A 15,390-nucleotide genomic window follows, 5' to 3' on the forward strand; every position below is an offset into this window, starting at 1 on the left:
ATTGCTCTCTGTATTATTGCTCTCTGTATTATTGCTCTCTGTATTATTGCTCTCTGTATTATTGCTCTCTGTATTATTGCTCTCTGTATTATAGTTTGCCGTATGATTGGCTGCCGTATCATTGAAGCTATTGTCTTTGACTTCCTGACGCTCGTACTGCATAGCCGCATCATAAGCCAGACGTTTTTCCGGATGAGACAATACTTCAAACGCCTGTCCGATGGTTTTAAACCGCTCCGCATCTTTCTGAATATCCGGATTGGCCACCAATTTGCCGTAAGCCTCGCGGATAACGTTGATATCAGCATCCTGAGAGACACCCAAGATTTCGTATAAATTTAATTGTTCCATCTGTATTCCCCTCCTTTACGCGTCCACTGCAACATGAACATTTTGCGGATTGAGCGTCCGCAGGTTTTCAGGCTTCATGCCTACGATAAACCCACGCTTGCCGCCATTGATAAAAATCTCGTCTAAAGCCCAAATACTTTCTTCCACATAAACCGGCAACGCGGTTTTCATACCGAACGGCGACGTACCGCCGACCAAATATCCAGTCCATTTCGCCGCCTGATCCGCCGTTGCCGGCTCGATGTGTTTCAAGCCCAGTTCACGCGCCAAATTGCGGGTGGAAATATGTTTGTTGCCATGCATCAAAACAACCAAGCCTTTTTTATGCTCATCCTGCAAGACGATCGTTTTGATGACTTGATGCTCGGGCTTGCCCGTACATTCGGCAAAACGCGCCGTACCGCCGTGTTCTTCATACGCGTAAATATAAGGGACAAAATCGATTTTATTACTGCGTAAAAAGCGCACTGCCTGTGTAACCGGATATTCTGCTTTACTCATGGGTTGTTTTCCGCCATCCTTTTCAGACGGCCCCTCTTAAATGTGGAACGTAAACAGTCGCAATGTTACCATACCTTCTTTTTGAAATCAGGAGACAACATGGACATCCGCTATCTTGGTGCAAGCAAACGCTATTCAGAAGCCGTCGTAGCCAACGGCTTGGTTTTCCTCTCCGGCATGGTTCCCGAAAATCCTGAAGCCGATGCCAAAGCGCAAACTGAAAATGTTTTGGCGCAAATCGATTCATGGCTAGCACAATGCCAATCCGACAAAGCCCATATTTTAGAAGCTACCATCTATCTGCCCGATATGAACGACTACGCCGCCATGAACGAAGCCTGGGACGCATGGACAGCTCCTGAACGCGCTCCGGCCCGTGCCTGCGTGGAGGCGAAACTGGCTTCGCCCGACTGGAAAGTTGAAATCAAAATTACCGCCCTTCAAATCAAATAAAACACAAATATCAGGCCGTCTGAAAATGCAGCTTCAACCAAGCAAGTGCAGTTTTTCAGACGGCCTTTATTCTTTTGCGGTACAATACCGCCCTTAAATTTTTCTATTATTTCAAAGCACAAACAGCCATGTCCAAAAAAACCAAGCAAGAATTAGAAAACAACAAACTCAGCAAACGTCTGCGCCACGCCGTCGGCGATGCCATTAACGATTTCAATATGATCGAGCCGGGCGACAAAATCATGGTCTGCCTCTCGGGCGGCAAAGACAGCTACGCCCTTTTAGATATTCTACGCCAGCTTCAGGCCAGTGCGCCGATTGATTTTGAACTGGTCGCCGTTAATCTTGACCAAAAACAGCCGGGCTTCCCTGAAGAAGTGCTGCCGACCTATCTCGAAAGCATAGGCGTGCCGTACAAAATCGTTGAAGAAGACACCTACTCTACCGTCAAACGCGTGTTGGACGAAGGTAAAACGACTTGCTCACTGTGCAGCCGTTTGCGCCGAGGCATCCTCTATCGCACTGCAAAAGAATTGGGCTGCACAAAAATCGCCTTGGGACACCACCGCGACGATATCCTCGCCACCATGTTCCTGAATATGTTTTACGGCGGTAAACTCAAAGCCATGCCGCCCAAACTGGTGAGCGACAACGGCGAACACATCGTCATCCGCCCTCTCGCGTATGTCAAAGAGAAGGACTTGATCAAATACGCCGAGCTGAAGCAATTCCCAATTATCCCATGCAACCTCTGCGGCTCTCAGCCCAACTTGCAACGCCAAGTCATCGGCGATATGTTGCGCGACTGGGACAAACGCTTCCCCGGCCGTATTGAGTCTATGTTCTCCGCGCTGCAAAACGTCGTTCCATCGCATTTGGCCGATACCGAACTTTTCGACTTTGTCGGCTTGGAACGCGGTCAAAGCCTGAAACACGGCGGCGACTTGGCGTTTGACAGCGAAAAAATGCCGGAACGTTTCTCCGACGGCAGCGAAGAAGACGAAAGCGAAATCAAAATCGAACCGCAAAAAGCCGAACGCAAAGTCATCAATATTTTGGCAAACAAACCCAAAACCTGCGGTATGTAAACGCGTTTAGACATTCAGACGGCCTTTCGGTAGCTATTGACTGAAAGGCCGTCTGAATATTCATATTTGAAATTTTTTCTATTCTTTTTTATCTATTCTTTCCCTGACAAACCGTGCAGCAGCAATCCTAATATATCCTGCGGTAGCTTTTGCGGCGCAGCGACATAAAGCGCGGCCAGTTGCGGATGATACATCAATATATCTGCCTGACGGATAAACAAGTCGATGAGCTCCACCGGCAAATCGGGCTGAATCAGGCGGCGTTGTTGTAGAGTATGGAAGAAGCTGCGCATAAAAGCGTATTTTTCTTCGTTCAATTCGTGGAAAAATCGCTCCAGCTCCAAATCGGTATTCTCTTCAATATCACGCAGGAAGGCGGAGGAATAGAGTTCTTCAAATGATTGTTTTTGCAGGAAAAAAATAGTTTCGGCAGCTTCACGCAGGCTACATTGCCGTGCAAGCAGATTTTCAAATTCGGCACGGACTCGGTTTTTCTGCTCGGTAACGATTTGCTGCAAGAGCGCGTTTTTACCGCTGTAATATTTGTAAAAGGTAACGCGGCTGACGGTGGCCTCGGCGCAGATGCTGCCCACGGATACGGCGGAAAAACCTTGTTCGCGAAACAGTCGGTAGGCAACATCGATGATGATTTGTTGTTTGCTGGCGTTCATGACGTTAAGAAGATTTTGATTTTGTTCATAAAGGGCTTTCATTAAATTTATCCGTAAGCAGGATACTCATCATATTTCCCTACAGCGTCAATGGCAATACGGCGGCGTTTCAGACGGCCTCTTTCCTTGTTCCTTCACTGCCCTACTGAATAGAGGCTGTCAGATACTTAGTAGGCCAAATTCATAAAGGTTACAGAATCACTCTCCTCCCTAAAATAGGAGAAGGAATTTTTTTAGACAATTTATTATAAGAGAGGAATTAAAGTGAATGATAAACACTTGCATTCCTGTTTTTTATTTCTTATACTTTACATTAATAGTTTATTTTATGTAAATGTGTAAACACAAATATTTGCATACTGCCGAAGCGGTTGGATTATCTGATATTCAATCAGCTCCGACGTATGCCGTCTAAAAGGATAAGGAAATGCAGAAACCCTCCCTCCGCCGCCTGCCTCTATTGATTGCCGCCGCCTTTGCCTCTGAATGGATTTATGCCGCTGATGCGGTGCAAGATGCGGAACAGGTGCAGTTGGAAGAAGTCGTCGTCACCGGCGAACGCACCAACCGTAGCGGCTTTGAAACCGCCACATCCAACCGCGTTTTCACCGCGCCGAACATCGACCGCAGCGGCCACAATCTTTCCGCAACCGACTTGCTCAAACAGACCGTGAACACGGTGGACTTGGGCAGCGGCAACGATTTGCCGACCGTGCGCGGCGTGGACGGCTCCGGTCCTGCCGTCGGGGCGGTTGCGTTTTTCGCGGGCACGCGGCCGCGCCTGAACCTGTCCATAGACGGCCGCTCCGCCACTTACAACGAATACGCCTTCGGCACGCAGTCGCTGTGGGACATGCAGCAGGTGGAAGTCTTGCGCGGGCCGCAAAGCCATGTACGCGGGCAGAACGCGGTGGCGGGCGCGGTGGTGATGCGTTCCAAAGACCCGACCGACGAATGGGAAGGCGCGCTGCGCTTGGGTTTGGGCAACCAGAAAACGCGCAACATCGCCGGCGCAGTGTCCGGTCCGATTGTGAAAAACAACCTTGCCTTCCGCTTGAGTGCGGAGCGGCAGCAGCGCGAAAGCTACGAGCCGTTCGTGTCCTACGAGCCGACCGGCAACCCGCGCCGCGTGGAAAACACCAACATGCGCTTCAAACTTCTGCTCACGCCCGAAAATCATCCCGATTTTTACAGCCGCCTGACGCTGAACCACATCCGTTCGCGCGCGCCGCAAAACGAAATCATGGGCAACACCGCCAGCCGCCGCTTTTTAAAAGAAAAGCCCGTGTTCGTAACCGGCTCGACATCAGGCATCTGGGACGTATCGTGGCAGCTTAACGACTATCTGAAACTGGAAAACAAACTGGTTTACGGCCGCTACCACAACGAGCGGCTGCACCTGCCGATGACCGTCAGCCCGCAAGGCGTGCCCGCCGAACTCAAAGGCCGCGAACTGCAATGGGAGCCGGTATTGCATTTTTCAAACAAAGGCCGTCTGAAAGGCCTTGCCGGGCTGCACTACTTCCGCAGCAAACAAGACGAATGGGTAGATATCCGCAGCGTCGGCGGCCGCAACACCTTTGACGACCGCAACAGCGTGCGTGCCCTGTTTGCCGAAACCACATACAGTCCAAGCGAAAAATGGGACATCACGGCCGCCGCCCGCATTGAAAAAGAAACGCACAAACGAAGCGGCGGCAGCGGCGCACTGCACCTCGATTTAGACAAAGGCCAGACCGTGTTCCTGCCCAAAATCGACATCGCCTTCAAACCCACCGACCAATGGGTCAGCGGCATCAAAGCCGCGCGTGGCTACAATCCGGGCGGCGCGGGCATCACCTTCGGCCGCCCCGTCGTAACCTACACTTATGAACCCGAATATGTGAACAACTACGAGTGGTACACCCGCTGGCGCAGCGCCGACCGCCGCCTGCAACTCACCGGCAACCTGTTCCTGAACCACTACCGCGACATGCAGCTCCCCTTCTATCTCGGCACCAACTCCGTCGTCATCCGCAACGCCAAAAAAGTCCATACCTACGGCGCGGAACTCGCCGCCGACTGGCAGGCGACCGACAGCCTGAAACTCACCACCGGACTGGGGCTGCTCAACACCAAAATCAAAAGCTATCCCGACAGCGGCATCGAAGGCAACAAACTCGGTCGCGCGCCCAAATACACCGCCAACATCGGCGTGAAATACCTGAACGACAAAGGCTGGGAAGCCGGCGGCGACGTGCGCTTCTACGGCGGCTACTACTCCGCCGCCGACAATGCCGAATCAGGCAAAATCAACGCATACAACCAAGTCAACCTCTACACCGCCTACAACTTCAAACAAGGCCGCGTCTCGCTCTACGCCGACAACGTGTTCAACCGCCGCCAACCCATATTCATTTCCAGCGCCGACCGCCAAGACGCGCTCTACCAACGCCCCAGAAGCGTGGGCGTGAGCGCGGAATGGAAGTTTTAAATGAAACTGAAATGATAGAGGCCGTCTGAAATAATCGTAGGTCGGACATTTATGCCCGACCTACGATTATTCCTCCAAAACACCCAAAGGAATCCCATGCACTACTTTACCCCCGCCAAAACCCTGCCCGAAGGCATCATCTACCTGACCGACCTGACCCACGTCGCCGACTTCGCCGACTGGCTGACCGAATTCGAAACCCTGTTAAACCAAAACCCCCGCTTCGCCACCGTCTGCACCCCGATGCAGCGGCAGGTAAGCGATGAACAGCGCATTGCCGACCGCAAAACTTACATCGAATGGATAAAGGCACATCGGCCGCAACTGTCCGAACGCTGCGCCGCCATGCTCCTTATCGAACCCGACGCGGCGCAACTGGCGTTCTTCCGCGAACAATCGTCCAAACTCGGCCCCGCGCTGGGTGTGAACTACATCGTCGAAGCAGATGAAACAACCGCCCTGCTTCGCGCAGAAGAAGCGTTGAAGGCCGTCTGAAAAGATACTAAACCTATTTAAATACAAATCAAGTATTGCCACCCAATATGTTCAGACGGCCTTGTCCCTTTATTTGCCTCATCTTCAAAAGAATCATGTGATGTCCGACAATCAGACTTCCCCAAACTCACGCGACTGGCTGCTGCTTATCGGCGGCAGTACCTACAAATTCACGCTGACCGGTTTTTATCTGGTCGCGCTGGTCGCTATTTTGAAAAACCACGGTTACAGCCTGAATCAACTGAGCTGGATACATTTAATCGGCGGTATCGAAGCGGCGAAGGTGTTGTTTGCCGCGCTGATGGAGCGACGGCCGGCGGGGCGGTTCGGGCGGTTTCGCGGCTGGCTGCTGGCGGCGACACTGGGGCTTTCGGCAGTGTTCGGGCTGATAGCCTGCACCGACATAACGCAGAACTTCCCGCTGCTTCTGGCCTGCTGCGTTTTGCTCTCGGCAATGTCGGCGGTGTACGGCTGCGCGATGCTGGGCTTGTCGTGCATCGTCCTGCCGCACCGCGAACGAGGTTTCGGCGGCGTGATTCAGACGATGGCGGCGCGCGGCGGCAAGATGATCGGCGGCGCGCTGGTATTGTGGCTGTATCAGGAATACGGGCAGACGGCGGCGGCGGGCTTTATGCTGGCGTTCAGCCTGCTGATGCTGCTGCAACTCTTGTGCTACCGCGAGCCGGAAAGTCCGACTGCGCAAGGCAGTTGGACGGCGTTGGCAGCACGGCTGGTTTCTTTTTGGCAGCAACCTGAAACGGGCTGGCGGTGGCTGGTTTTGCTGTTTGCCGTTGCTGCACCATATGCGTTTATGGCGGCGACTTTTGTGCCCAAACTGGCGGATTTGGGCTTCACCCCGAAACAGACAGGCGGGATTTTGGCGGTAGGTATTCCTGTTGCCTGCCTGATTGTGACGCCGCTGTCGGGCTGGTTTTCGCGCAATTATCCACGCCGCAAACTCGTTTTCCTGCTCTACGTGCTGCAACTGCCGCTTTTGGCGTCCATGACTGCCATCGACACGCTCGCACGTGTCCACCCTTGGCTGCCCCCCGCGCAAATCATCGCCCTGAGCCTGAGCTACACGCTGCTGCTGCCGGTAATACTGGCGTTGGTGATGGACAAATCCGACCGCGCCACCGCCGCACTCGACAGCAGCCTGCAATTTTCCGTGGTTCTGCTCGGCAGTTACGCGGCCGGTTTCGCCGCCCTGCGGCTGGCCAAGGCTATTGGTTATACGGATGCGTATTGGGTTGCAGTGTACTTAGCTGTATTGGTAGGCCTGCTTTTATATTTGAATAAAAATTTATTTAATTATCCACAGCGTGATTCACAATAATGAGTTCAGATATTTACCCATCAATTTTAATTGAATGCTCCTCCGGATAATTTTTCATTTTATTGCACAATCTCTCAAAAAATATAACAAAAAGTGCCCATAATACTGCCGTTATTACACTCTTAAATTCAAAAGGAACCTCATGACTGCTGTTCTCATAGTTCTCGGTTTAATCGCCATTGTTGTCGGTATTTTGGGAACGATTTACCCTGCCTTGCCCGGATTGGGTTTGATGTTTGGCGGCGCATGGCTGTTGGGTTATGCCGGCGATTATCAAGTGTTTGGCTCGGGTACGCTGACCTTTTTGGCCATCGTTGCCGTATTCGGTACTGCAATGGACTATGTGGCGGGTGCGTTGGGTGCAAAATATACCGGCGCAAGTAAAACCGCGGTTTGGGGTGCATTTATCGGCGGTATCGTCGGCGCATTCTTCTCCATTCCCGGCTTGTTGCTTGGTCCGTTGACCGGAGCGGCCATCGGCGAATTTATCGCACGCAAAGACACATGGCAGGCAGGCAAAGTAGGTATCGGTACGTTTATCGGCTTCATCATTGGCACTGTAGCCAAAATCGGCTGCGCATTGACCATCGCACTGACCATCCTGTTTGTTTGGTTAGCCTCATTCTTCTAAACAAAAAACATTAAAGGCCGTCTGAATTTCAAGCATTCAGACGGCCTTTTCATTTCGCTGTTTATTTACCGCAACAGGCTTTGTATTTTTTACCGCTGCCACATGGGCAAGGATCGTTGCGCCCCACTTTTTCGCCTTCGCGGCGTACGGTTTGCGGTTTATTGATGATGGCCTGCCAATACCAGTAAATATCCAGCAGGACATGCGGCAAATCAGACTCCAGCTGAGTCAGCTCTTTTTCATTCAGATGCAAGATGACTTCGCCGTTTTCCTCATCGTCATAGATGCCGCCCAAAGCCATAATCGGATAGAACAAATCTTCAAACTCTTCCTGATCGACTGCTTCAAACCAATCGGTAGGCACAATATCCAGTGCGTAAAGGTAGGCGTTACACCAAGTGTAGAAATCCGGATTGCCGGCTTCATCTTCATAAAACCACAAATCAGGCAAAATTTTCTCGTTTAGCTTCATGCGCATATCAGCAGCCATTGCCATTACCAAACGTTCTATTTCAGTGCGCTCTTTGGCATCAAACAAAGATTCCTCACCCAAAATCTCAGGCAGCCAGTTGGTTGGATTCAAAGCATCCGGACCGCTCAATAAAGCCATCATAAAACCTTGAACTTCATCACAACGCATGGTGTTGTGGGCTTCGGATTTAGCATCCAGCAATTCCATCAATCGGCTGCGTGCCGCTTCATCAAAAGTCAGTATTTGCATTTTTGTTCCTTAAAATAAAATCGTATTATTGTTTTCAGACGGCCTGGATATGGATACGCTGCCGCATTTGTTCAAACAGACAAACCGTCGCCGCCATCGCGACATTCAAGGATTCGGTTTGCCCCAACATGGGGATTTTGACACAGGCATCGGCCTTTTCTTTTGTCGTTTCGCTCACGCCGCTGCCTTCGTTGCCAAACACCCAAGCACAAGGTTGACTGAGGTCCATTTCATACAAACCAATATTGCGACCGCTCAAGGCAGTTGCCCAAATTTGATGCTGATACGTTCCCATCCAAGCGGATAATTCCACTCGACTGAAAATAGACAGCAGAAAATGCGCACCCATCCCCGCTCGCAACACTTTAGGCGACCAGATATCCACGGAATCATTGCTGCACACGATTTGCCTGACTCCGGCCGCTGCCGCGCTGCGCAAAATCGTCCCTGCATTACCAGGGTCTTGCACCCGCTCCAATACCACGCAATCGCCGTCTAAAGGCAAGCCTACCTGCTGCGGAATATCAATCCAAGTCATCACATCATCGGCATCGGTCAGACTGGTGATTTTAGACAGCGCTTCGTTACCGACCCAAGTAATCAATCCCTCGTCCAACTGCGCCGCAATTTCTTGAATTTCAATATGTTGCTTTTTCTTTTCAGGCAGATACACCTGTTTGGGCGTACCACCGCTTTGCAAATAAGTTTGCAGCAGATGTACGCCTTCCAATACGGTTTCACCGCTTTCGCGCCTTGCTTTGGCCTGCATCAGCAGACGGAATAAATGTTTGAGCTGTTCGTTTTGAGCAGAGGTAATCAGTTTCATGGAGCGCATTATAACTGTTTTGACTTCGTTGAAGCTATGCTTTCAGACGGCCTGACGGTTTTGCTACGAAAATAAAAAACCCTTGCAATGAAGCAAGGGTTTTGCATGATTTCATTATTTACTGCACAACAGTCTGTTGATCATTTTGCTGCTCGGTACGGACAGTCGGACGATTTTCAAGTTTGCCGTCTTTTGCTGCATTCGGCACAACAGTCTCACTAGGCTCGGAAGCCGCTTTATCACCAGGCGTACCGCTTACCGGAATGATATTTTGGGCAGGCTGAACATTAGACTTCTCTGCAACTGGCATAGACTCACGAGAAGTTTGCGGTGTAAATTGCCATACTGCAACAGCAATCGCACACACGCTGGCAGCGGCCGCGAAGAATTTGAAGAAGCCGCTATTGGCCGCTTCACGCTGAGCATATTTTTCCTGTTTGCCTTCAGCTTGAGGCATTGTAAATGCTTTGCTTTGCATGGCTTCACCGGCAACACTCGCCGCCGCACCCTGACGGATACAGTCGCCGATAATGTGGTACTCATGCCAAGCGCGCATGGCTTCCTCGTCTGCCAATACGGCATCCAGCATCTCTTCAGTCAATGCTTCACCGTCCATCAATGCAGACACATACTCCAATGCTTTATTTGTTTTGTCGTTCATTTTTATTACCACCTTTGATCTTCAGAAGTATCCAACAGCGGCCGCAAATCTTTTGCAATCAGTTCACGCGCTCTGAAAATACGCGAACGTACAGTACCTATCGGACAATCCACTACCCGAGCTATTTCTTCATAAGACAAGCCATCCATTTCCCTAAGCGTAATGGCTTGACGCATATCGTCTGGCAGTTGCGCAATGCTTGCTTCGACGGTCTGTAAGATTTCCCGATTCATCATTTCAGCTTCCGGCGTATGGTAATCCGCAATCTGATCGGTTAAATCGAGAACATCTCCCTCCTCATTGGCTGCTTCCGAGCTGACAAAAAACTGGCGACCCGAAGTAGTCAGAAAATTCTTTGCCGTATTGATACCGATACGGTACAGCCATGTATAAAATGCACTTTCTCCACGAAAATTTGCCAATGCACGATAAGCCCTAATCATTGCCTCTTGGGTTACATCGTGTACTTCATGCTCATCCTGAATAAAACGGGAAATCAGTCTGTTTAGCCGACGCTGATACTTGGACATCAGCATCTCGAATGCCTTATGGTCACCTTTCTGTGCGCGCTCCACCAAAACTTGATCTATTTGGCGATCGTTCATATTCAACCTTTAATCGTTTTACTGCTTTAAACCAAAAATAGTAAAGCGTGCTGTGCACAGTAAAGACAGCAACGCTTTGAAATAGTTCCACAAGATTACATTTAATCGCAAAAGTTTATTCGTGCAGATGCTCTAATATAAGCTGTATTGCTTATTATATATACACTTAGCACAAGTAGTTAAATTACTAATACTTACTAATTTTAAAGTTAGCCTCTTTACTTTTCTGCTATATATTTAACCAACTTTTCATGAACAGGCAGATAGCCTTCCCCTATTTGAACATCGCTTCCCACCCGAAGATTAACAACAGCAAGGCACTTGTTGCCCATACTTAAGATAATCGGCCAATATTTACGGACGAGTGGCACAATATGACACTCTTGCAATAGTTTTTCGACTGATTTTTCCCTCTCTCCCGACTGAATCACATCACCTTTGACCACACTTCGGAGTACCGCCTGCTTCTCCAACTCCTCTTCTGACAAACCTCCCTTAAACGGTAATAAAACAAAACCGTTTTCCAGCAAAATATCTTTCAGACGGCCTCGAACTTCGCTGCCATTACACCAAGGCAGTTTTTGAAACTCACTTTCATGACAAACAAACAGCTTGTCCCGATATGCGACCAGTTCCCCATCTGGAAAATTTAACTGCGCCTGATCAGCAGTTTCCAATACTCGGGCAAAATCGGCAATGCTGTGATAAGAAGGCAATGATTCCGTTTGCTTTCGCAAAAAATACCAAAGCAGCCGACGGCGCAAAAGCGGCGCACATTGCCGCCACAGACTGATGCTGAATATTCCGTTTGGACTGATGCGCTGGTATTCAGACTCAATCAATTCATCTAAAAGCTGCAAATCTTCCTGCAATAATCGAACATTGGCACAAATTTGCTGCTCAAAATTCGGAATTCGCTGCTGCCATTGCGATAAAGCCTGATTTCTCATCCAATTGCGTAAATAGCCGGAATCTTCATTACTCTCGTCTTCGACAAAAGACAATCCCCACTGTTGCGCATACTCAGCCAGTTCCTGGCGGGAAAATGCCAAAAGCGGCCTCCAGATTTGAATCTCTTCATTCAAATCACGCCATACCGGCATCGCCGCCATACCGCGCAATCCCCCCCCGCGCACAGCCGACAACATAAATGTTTCGATTTGATCATTGCGGTGATGGGCCAAAACAATGATTTTCTTCAGGCCGTCTGAAAATGCCTGATATCGTGCAGCCCTGGCCGCCGCTTCCAAACCTTTTCCTTGTTTTTCCACATTGACACGGCATACCCGTAAGGCAACATTCAAACCCTGACAATAATCCTGACAAAATTTAGCCCAGCTGTCGGCATTGGTACTTAAACCATGATGAACATGGACGGCACGCAAATCAAAATGGCGAAATTCACGCATCCGATGCAAAAGATGCAGCAGGACGACAGAATCCAATCCGCCACTCAAGCCAACTTCAACAACAGTATGGCTCGGCAAATCAGGAAAAGCTGCTTGAAAACTTTTAAATAGGGAATCAGGAGATAGTTGCGACATTTCAGACGGCCTGAAATTTTGAATGACTCAAAAATTGAACACAAAAAAAGCAAGCAGCGACGGCATCTGCTTGCTTTTTCAACAGTCAAACTTATTTATCGGTAAATTTACCGTAAGCCATAATGCGGTCGAAACGGCGAGAAAGCAAGTCAGGCATGGTCATGCTTTGCGCTTCGCTTAATTGCTGTTCTAAAACGGTTTTAACGTTTTTCATCGTGGTTTCAAAATCACGGTGTGCGCCGCCTAAAGGCTCATCAATTACTTTATCGATGACATCCAATTCTTGCAGGCGTTTGGCGGTAATACCCAATGCTTGCGCGGCATCTGCTGCTTTTTCAGCAGTTTTCCAAAGAATAGAGGCACAACCTTCGGGAGAAATCACCGAATAAGTCGAGTATTGCAGCATATTGACGTAGTCGCCAACAGCCACTGCCAACGCGCCACCCGAACCGCCTTCGCCAATGATGGTGCACAATACCGGCACATGCAGGCGGGTCAGTTCGTACAAATTACGGCCGATGGCTTCAGACTGGCCGCGTTCTTCCGCGCCGATGCCCGGATACGCGCCCGGGGTATCGACAAAGGTCATGACCGGAATATTGAATTTTTCGGCAGTCTTCATCAAGCGCAGTGCTTTACGGTAACCCTCAGGACGCGGCATACCGAAATTACGGCGGATTTTTTCTTTGGTATCACGGCCTTTCTGATGACCGATAACCATCACGCTTTGGCCGTTGAAACGCGCCAAACCACCGACAATGGCATGATCGTCAGAATAATGGCGGTCGCCGTGCAGCTCTTCAAAATCGGTAAAAATACCGTTGATATAGTCCAAAGTATAAGGACGTTGCGGATGGCGGGACACTTGTGAAATTTGAGCCGGAGTCAGCTTGCTGAAAATCGACTTGGTCAACTCGTTGCTTTTCTTTTGCAGTCTGGCAATCTCGTCGGAAATATCGACAGCAGATTCGTCTTGTACGAATCGCAACTCGTCAATTTTATTGGTTAATTCGGCGATGGGTTGTTCGAAGTCCAAAAAAACGGGTTTCATAAAACAAAGCTCTCGGTAACGGTTGCTGACATGATACGCTAATCAGACGTATTTGACAGCATTTCTCAAAGGGAAACTGCCATCTTTTGCAATAAAAAATCTTTCAGACGGCCTTTAACAAAGAAATAGTATAGCTGCACTAAACGCATGAAGTGCCGTATATTATGATAAACTTCAATTCAGTTCAATCATTTCAAACAGGCTATGAAAAACGATCATGACAATTCGTCCATGCGCTTGGACAAATGGCTGTGGGCCGCGCGCTTTTTCAAAACCCGTGCGCTGGCACAAAAACATATTGAGCTGGGCAGGGTTTTGGTAAACGGCTCAAAAGTGAAAAACAGCAAAAATATTTCCGCCGGCGACACCATCGACATGACTTTGAACTCCCTTCCCTACAAATTCAAAGTTGCCGCGCTCAATCATCAACGCCGCCCGGCACCGGAAGCGCGTTTACTCTACGAAGAAGACATGAAAACGGCTGCCGAACGCGAAGCTCAAAAACAGCTCGACCAAGCGAGCCGCATCAGTGCCGCTTATCCGGATGGTCGCCCAACCAAACGCGACCGACGCCAGCTTGACCGTATGAAGCGCGATAGCTGGTAAAGCGTTTCATCCATTGTTTCAGACGGCCCTATACCCATGCCGTCTGAAAACCAAAAACAGGCAGGACATCCTGCCTGTTTTTTTATTTGTGATGATTAAAATTTATATTCTAACTGACCACGAATAACGTTTACGTCCTGCTTATCCGTGCCAACAGTAGGCGTAACCTGTTTGCCGGCCAAATAGAAGCCTTTGAGTTTCCAGTTTTTCCAAGGAATATAGGTCGCACCGATTTGCACGCCTTGGACGTTTTTGCTGTAATCCTCAACAGAAGAGACACCGGACAATGAACCGACACGGCGGTAGTTCAAGAATACGTCGTAAGAATTGCGGACGTTCCAGTCGGCTGATTTATAGCGCACTTCAGTGAACACGCCATCATTTTTGATTTTTTGGCCGGCATCATTATAGGCTTTGATATTGGACTTACTGACTGCAGCCATCCAATGCCAATCGTCATTAAACTTGATGTCCGTACCGATTTCTCCGAAGACCGCATTTTTCTTCGCACCGCGTACATCGATGTCTTTCATGTAGCTGACGGTTGCGCCGACGTTGATATTCTCATTCACAGGCAACATGCTTTGCACCGCGGCAAAATGTCTGCGGCGGCCGCCAATGCCCCATGCGTTGTCGTTCAGATTGCCAGTGCGGCGGCCTGCATAGATTTTGGTAGGCAGGGTTTTATTGTCGAAGAAGATTTCACCGCCGGTTACTTCGGTATCCCATACGCGGCCGTATGAAGAAAACGCACCAAATTTACCGACACGCGCTTTAATGTTGTTGTACAAAGTGCCTTCGGCATACAGTTTATTCACCGGCACATCATGATCACCGTTGAATTTACCGGTTTCCAAATCGATATTCGGCTCGATTTGCGCAACCAATTTCCAGTCTTTGTACAGTTTCGCGCGCAACCAAAACTCCGCATTAAAGTTGGCATTGGTGTCTTCAGGCGTCGGATTGATGCTGCTGTTGTTGGCATTGATGTCTTTGGTATCCGCACGCACGCGCAAGCCACCATTCACAGTCAACAAATCATTGAAAATACTGATTTTATCGTCGTCTTTTCGAATAATACTGCCGGAATTGACGTAATCGTTGGTGGTGGACAAAGCCGCCGCATCACGTCCGCCATCAGCATTTTCTGCCAAAGAATAAGACGATGAAGCCAATAAAATACAGGTTACAATCAGTTTGGTTTGAAATTTCATGCCGGCTCTCCAAAAGAAGGTATTGAAAGTGAAGTATTCGATAAAGCGTACAAAATTATGAATTTCGTATAAATTATTCATTTTATTTACTAATTATTTTTATCGTATGTAAATTAGTGTAATCAGTCAAGCAGATTTAAACGCTTTATCCTCTTTCAGACGG

General features: G+C 49.2%; 17 protein-coding genes. 7 read left to right on the plus strand and 10 right to left on the minus strand.

All coding sequences use genetic code 11. The features are described 5' to 3' along the window. The coding region (locus ACTHS8_RS02665) for a DnaJ domain-containing protein (protein WP_440372904.1) at positions 1-351 on the minus strand (351 nt) is incomplete at its 3' end. Positions 352-366: 15 nt separating this feature from the next. Beyond that, positions 367-852 carry an aminoacyl-tRNA deacylase gene (locus ACTHS8_RS02670; protein ID WP_440372905.1) on the minus strand — a complete coding sequence of 162 codons (486 nt, stop codon included), beginning with the start codon at positions 850-852 and terminating at the stop codon, positions 367-369. A gap of 99 nt (positions 853-951) precedes the next feature. Here ACTHS8_RS02670 and ACTHS8_RS02675 point away from each other — a divergent pair, with 99 nt between their 5' ends. Beyond that, entirely contained in the window at positions 952-1,305 is a 354-nt protein-coding gene (locus ACTHS8_RS02675; RefSeq protein ID WP_003683286.1) for a RidA family protein, read from the plus strand. A 128-nt stretch (positions 1,306-1,433) separates the two neighbouring features. Beyond that, complete coding sequence (gene ttcA / locus ACTHS8_RS02680; protein WP_070591316.1) at positions 1,434-2,393, plus strand: tRNA 2-thiocytidine(32) synthetase TtcA; 960 nt, start codon at positions 1,434-1,436, stop codon at positions 2,391-2,393. Between the two features lie 92 nt (positions 2,394-2,485). On the opposite strand, the gene ACTHS8_RS02685 is transcribed toward ttcA, so the two are convergent. Further along, positions 2,486-3,106: a TetR/AcrR family transcriptional regulator gene (locus tag ACTHS8_RS02685; protein ID WP_440372906.1), complete on the minus strand. Its 621-nt coding sequence runs from the start codon at positions 3,104-3,106 to the stop codon at positions 2,486-2,488. Positions 3,107-3,491: 385 nt separating this feature from the next. Here ACTHS8_RS02685 and ACTHS8_RS02690 point away from each other — a divergent pair, with 385 nt between their 5' ends. From ACTHS8_RS02690 to ACTHS8_RS02705, 4 genes are all read left to right on the plus strand, one after another. After that, positions 3,492-5,537: a TonB-dependent receptor gene (locus ACTHS8_RS02690; RefSeq protein ID WP_440372907.1), complete on the plus strand. Its 2,046-nt coding sequence runs from the start codon at positions 3,492-3,494 to the stop codon at positions 5,535-5,537. 96 nt (positions 5,538-5,633) lie between these two features. Then, positions 5,634-6,032, plus strand: coding sequence for an extensin (locus tag ACTHS8_RS02695; RefSeq protein ID WP_440372908.1), 399 nt, complete (start codon positions 5,634-5,636; stop codon positions 6,030-6,032). Between the two features lie 100 nt (positions 6,033-6,132). Beyond that, positions 6,133-7,368, plus strand: a complete 1,236-nt coding sequence (locus tag ACTHS8_RS02700) for an MFS transporter (RefSeq protein ID WP_440372909.1) — start codon at positions 6,133-6,135, stop codon at positions 7,366-7,368. 142 nt (positions 7,369-7,510) lie between these two features. Then, positions 7,511-7,999 (plus strand): DUF456 domain-containing protein, encoded by a 489-nt coding sequence (locus ACTHS8_RS02705; protein WP_063075298.1) that lies wholly within the window; start codon positions 7,511-7,513, stop codon positions 7,997-7,999. A 61-nt stretch (positions 8,000-8,060) separates the two neighbouring features. Here ACTHS8_RS02705 and ACTHS8_RS02710 read toward each other — a convergent pair whose 3' ends face one another. The 6 genes from ACTHS8_RS02710 to ACTHS8_RS02735 all read right to left on the minus strand — a co-directional run bounded on the left by ACTHS8_RS02710 (position 8,061) and on the right by ACTHS8_RS02735 (position 13,407). Further along, complete coding sequence (locus ACTHS8_RS02710) at positions 8,061-8,720, minus strand: YecA family protein (RefSeq protein WP_049348483.1); 660 nt, start codon at positions 8,718-8,720, stop codon at positions 8,061-8,063. Positions 8,721-8,754: 34 nt separating this feature from the next. Further along, positions 8,755-9,546: a TrmH family RNA methyltransferase gene (locus ACTHS8_RS02715; RefSeq protein WP_440372910.1), complete on the minus strand. Its 792-nt coding sequence runs from the start codon at positions 9,544-9,546 to the stop codon at positions 8,755-8,757. Between the two features lie 118 nt (positions 9,547-9,664). Then, positions 9,665-10,207: a sigma-E factor negative regulatory protein gene (locus tag ACTHS8_RS02720; protein WP_440372911.1), complete on the minus strand. Its 543-nt coding sequence runs from the start codon at positions 10,205-10,207 to the stop codon at positions 9,665-9,667. Between the two features lie 5 nt (positions 10,208-10,212). Continuing rightward, positions 10,213-10,812, minus strand: coding sequence for an RNA polymerase sigma factor RpoE (rpoE, locus tag ACTHS8_RS02725; RefSeq protein WP_036493687.1), 600 nt, complete (start codon positions 10,810-10,812; stop codon positions 10,213-10,215). A 218-nt stretch (positions 10,813-11,030) separates the two neighbouring features. Then, positions 11,031-12,356 (minus strand): tRNA lysidine(34) synthetase TilS, encoded by a 1,326-nt coding sequence (gene tilS / locus ACTHS8_RS02730; RefSeq protein ID WP_440372912.1) that lies wholly within the window; start codon positions 12,354-12,356, stop codon positions 11,031-11,033. A 91-nt stretch (positions 12,357-12,447) separates the two neighbouring features. Continuing rightward, a complete protein-coding gene (locus ACTHS8_RS02735; RefSeq protein ID WP_070591224.1) occupies positions 12,448-13,407 on the minus strand; it encodes an acetyl-CoA carboxylase carboxyltransferase subunit alpha in 960 nt (319 codons plus the stop codon). Between the two features lie 204 nt (positions 13,408-13,611). Between ACTHS8_RS02735 and ACTHS8_RS02740 the strand changes: the two genes are divergently transcribed. Then, positions 13,612-14,013 carry an RNA-binding S4 domain-containing protein gene (locus ACTHS8_RS02740; protein WP_003679090.1) on the plus strand — a complete coding sequence of 134 codons (402 nt, stop codon included), beginning with the start codon at positions 13,612-13,614 and terminating at the stop codon, positions 14,011-14,013. Positions 14,014-14,108: 95 nt separating this feature from the next. Here ACTHS8_RS02740 and ACTHS8_RS02745 read toward each other — a convergent pair whose 3' ends face one another. Beyond that, positions 14,109-15,308 (minus strand): hypothetical protein, encoded by a 1,200-nt coding sequence (locus tag ACTHS8_RS02745; RefSeq protein WP_440372913.1) that lies wholly within the window; start codon positions 15,306-15,308, stop codon positions 14,109-14,111. Between the last annotated feature and the right edge of the window lie 82 nt (positions 15,309-15,390).

This window comes from Neisseria sp. P0016.S008, from assembly GCF_051957775.1.
Classification (GTDB): Bacteria; Pseudomonadota; Gammaproteobacteria; order Burkholderiales; family Neisseriaceae; genus Neisseria; species Neisseria flavescens_B.

Excerpts from the sequence above, each read along its gene's own strand:
- ACTHS8_RS02710 (WP_049348483.1), bottom strand. The coding sequence starts at position 8,720 with ATGCAAATACTGACTTTTGATGAAGCGGCACGCAGCCGATTGATGGAA.
- ACTHS8_RS02715 (WP_440372910.1), bottom strand. The coding sequence starts at position 9,546 with ATGAAACTGATTACCTCTGCTCAAAACGAACAGCTCAAACATTTATTC.
- ACTHS8_RS02675 (WP_003683286.1), top strand. The coding sequence starts at position 952 with ATGGACATCCGCTATCTTGGTGCAAGCAAACGCTATTCAGAAGCCGTC.
- rpoE (WP_036493687.1), bottom strand. The coding sequence starts at position 10,812 with ATGAACGATCGCCAAATAGATCAAGTTTTGGTGGAGCGCGCACAGAAA.
- ACTHS8_RS02740 (WP_003679090.1), top strand. The coding sequence starts at position 13,612 with ATGAAAAACGATCATGACAATTCGTCCATGCGCTTGGACAAATGGCTG.
- ACTHS8_RS02720 (WP_440372911.1), bottom strand. The coding sequence starts at position 10,207 with ATGAACGACAAAACAAATAAAGCATTGGAGTATGTGTCTGCATTGATG.
- ACTHS8_RS02690 (WP_440372907.1), top strand. The coding sequence starts at position 3,492 with ATGCAGAAACCCTCCCTCCGCCGCCTGCCTCTATTGATTGCCGCCGCC.
- ACTHS8_RS02695 (WP_440372908.1), top strand. The coding sequence starts at position 5,634 with ATGCACTACTTTACCCCCGCCAAAACCCTGCCCGAAGGCATCATCTAC.
- ACTHS8_RS02705 (WP_063075298.1), top strand. The coding sequence starts at position 7,511 with ATGACTGCTGTTCTCATAGTTCTCGGTTTAATCGCCATTGTTGTCGGT.
- ACTHS8_RS02735 (WP_070591224.1), bottom strand. The coding sequence starts at position 13,407 with ATGAAACCCGTTTTTTTGGACTTCGAACAACCCATCGCCGAATTAACC.
- ACTHS8_RS02700 (WP_440372909.1), top strand. The coding sequence starts at position 6,133 with ATGTCCGACAATCAGACTTCCCCAAACTCACGCGACTGGCTGCTGCTT.
- tilS (WP_440372912.1), bottom strand. The coding sequence starts at position 12,356 with ATGTCGCAACTATCTCCTGATTCCCTATTTAAAAGTTTTCAAGCAGCT.
- ttcA (WP_070591316.1), top strand. The coding sequence starts at position 1,434 with ATGTCCAAAAAAACCAAGCAAGAATTAGAAAACAACAAACTCAGCAAA.
- ACTHS8_RS02670 (WP_440372905.1), bottom strand. The coding sequence starts at position 852 with ATGAGTAAAGCAGAATATCCGGTTACACAGGCAGTGCGCTTTTTACGC.
- ACTHS8_RS02685 (WP_440372906.1), bottom strand. The coding sequence starts at position 3,106 with ATGAAAGCCCTTTATGAACAAAATCAAAATCTTCTTAACGTCATGAAC.
- ACTHS8_RS02745 (WP_440372913.1), bottom strand. The coding sequence starts at position 15,308 with ATGAATAATTTATACGAAATTCATAATTTTGTACGCTTTATCGAATAC.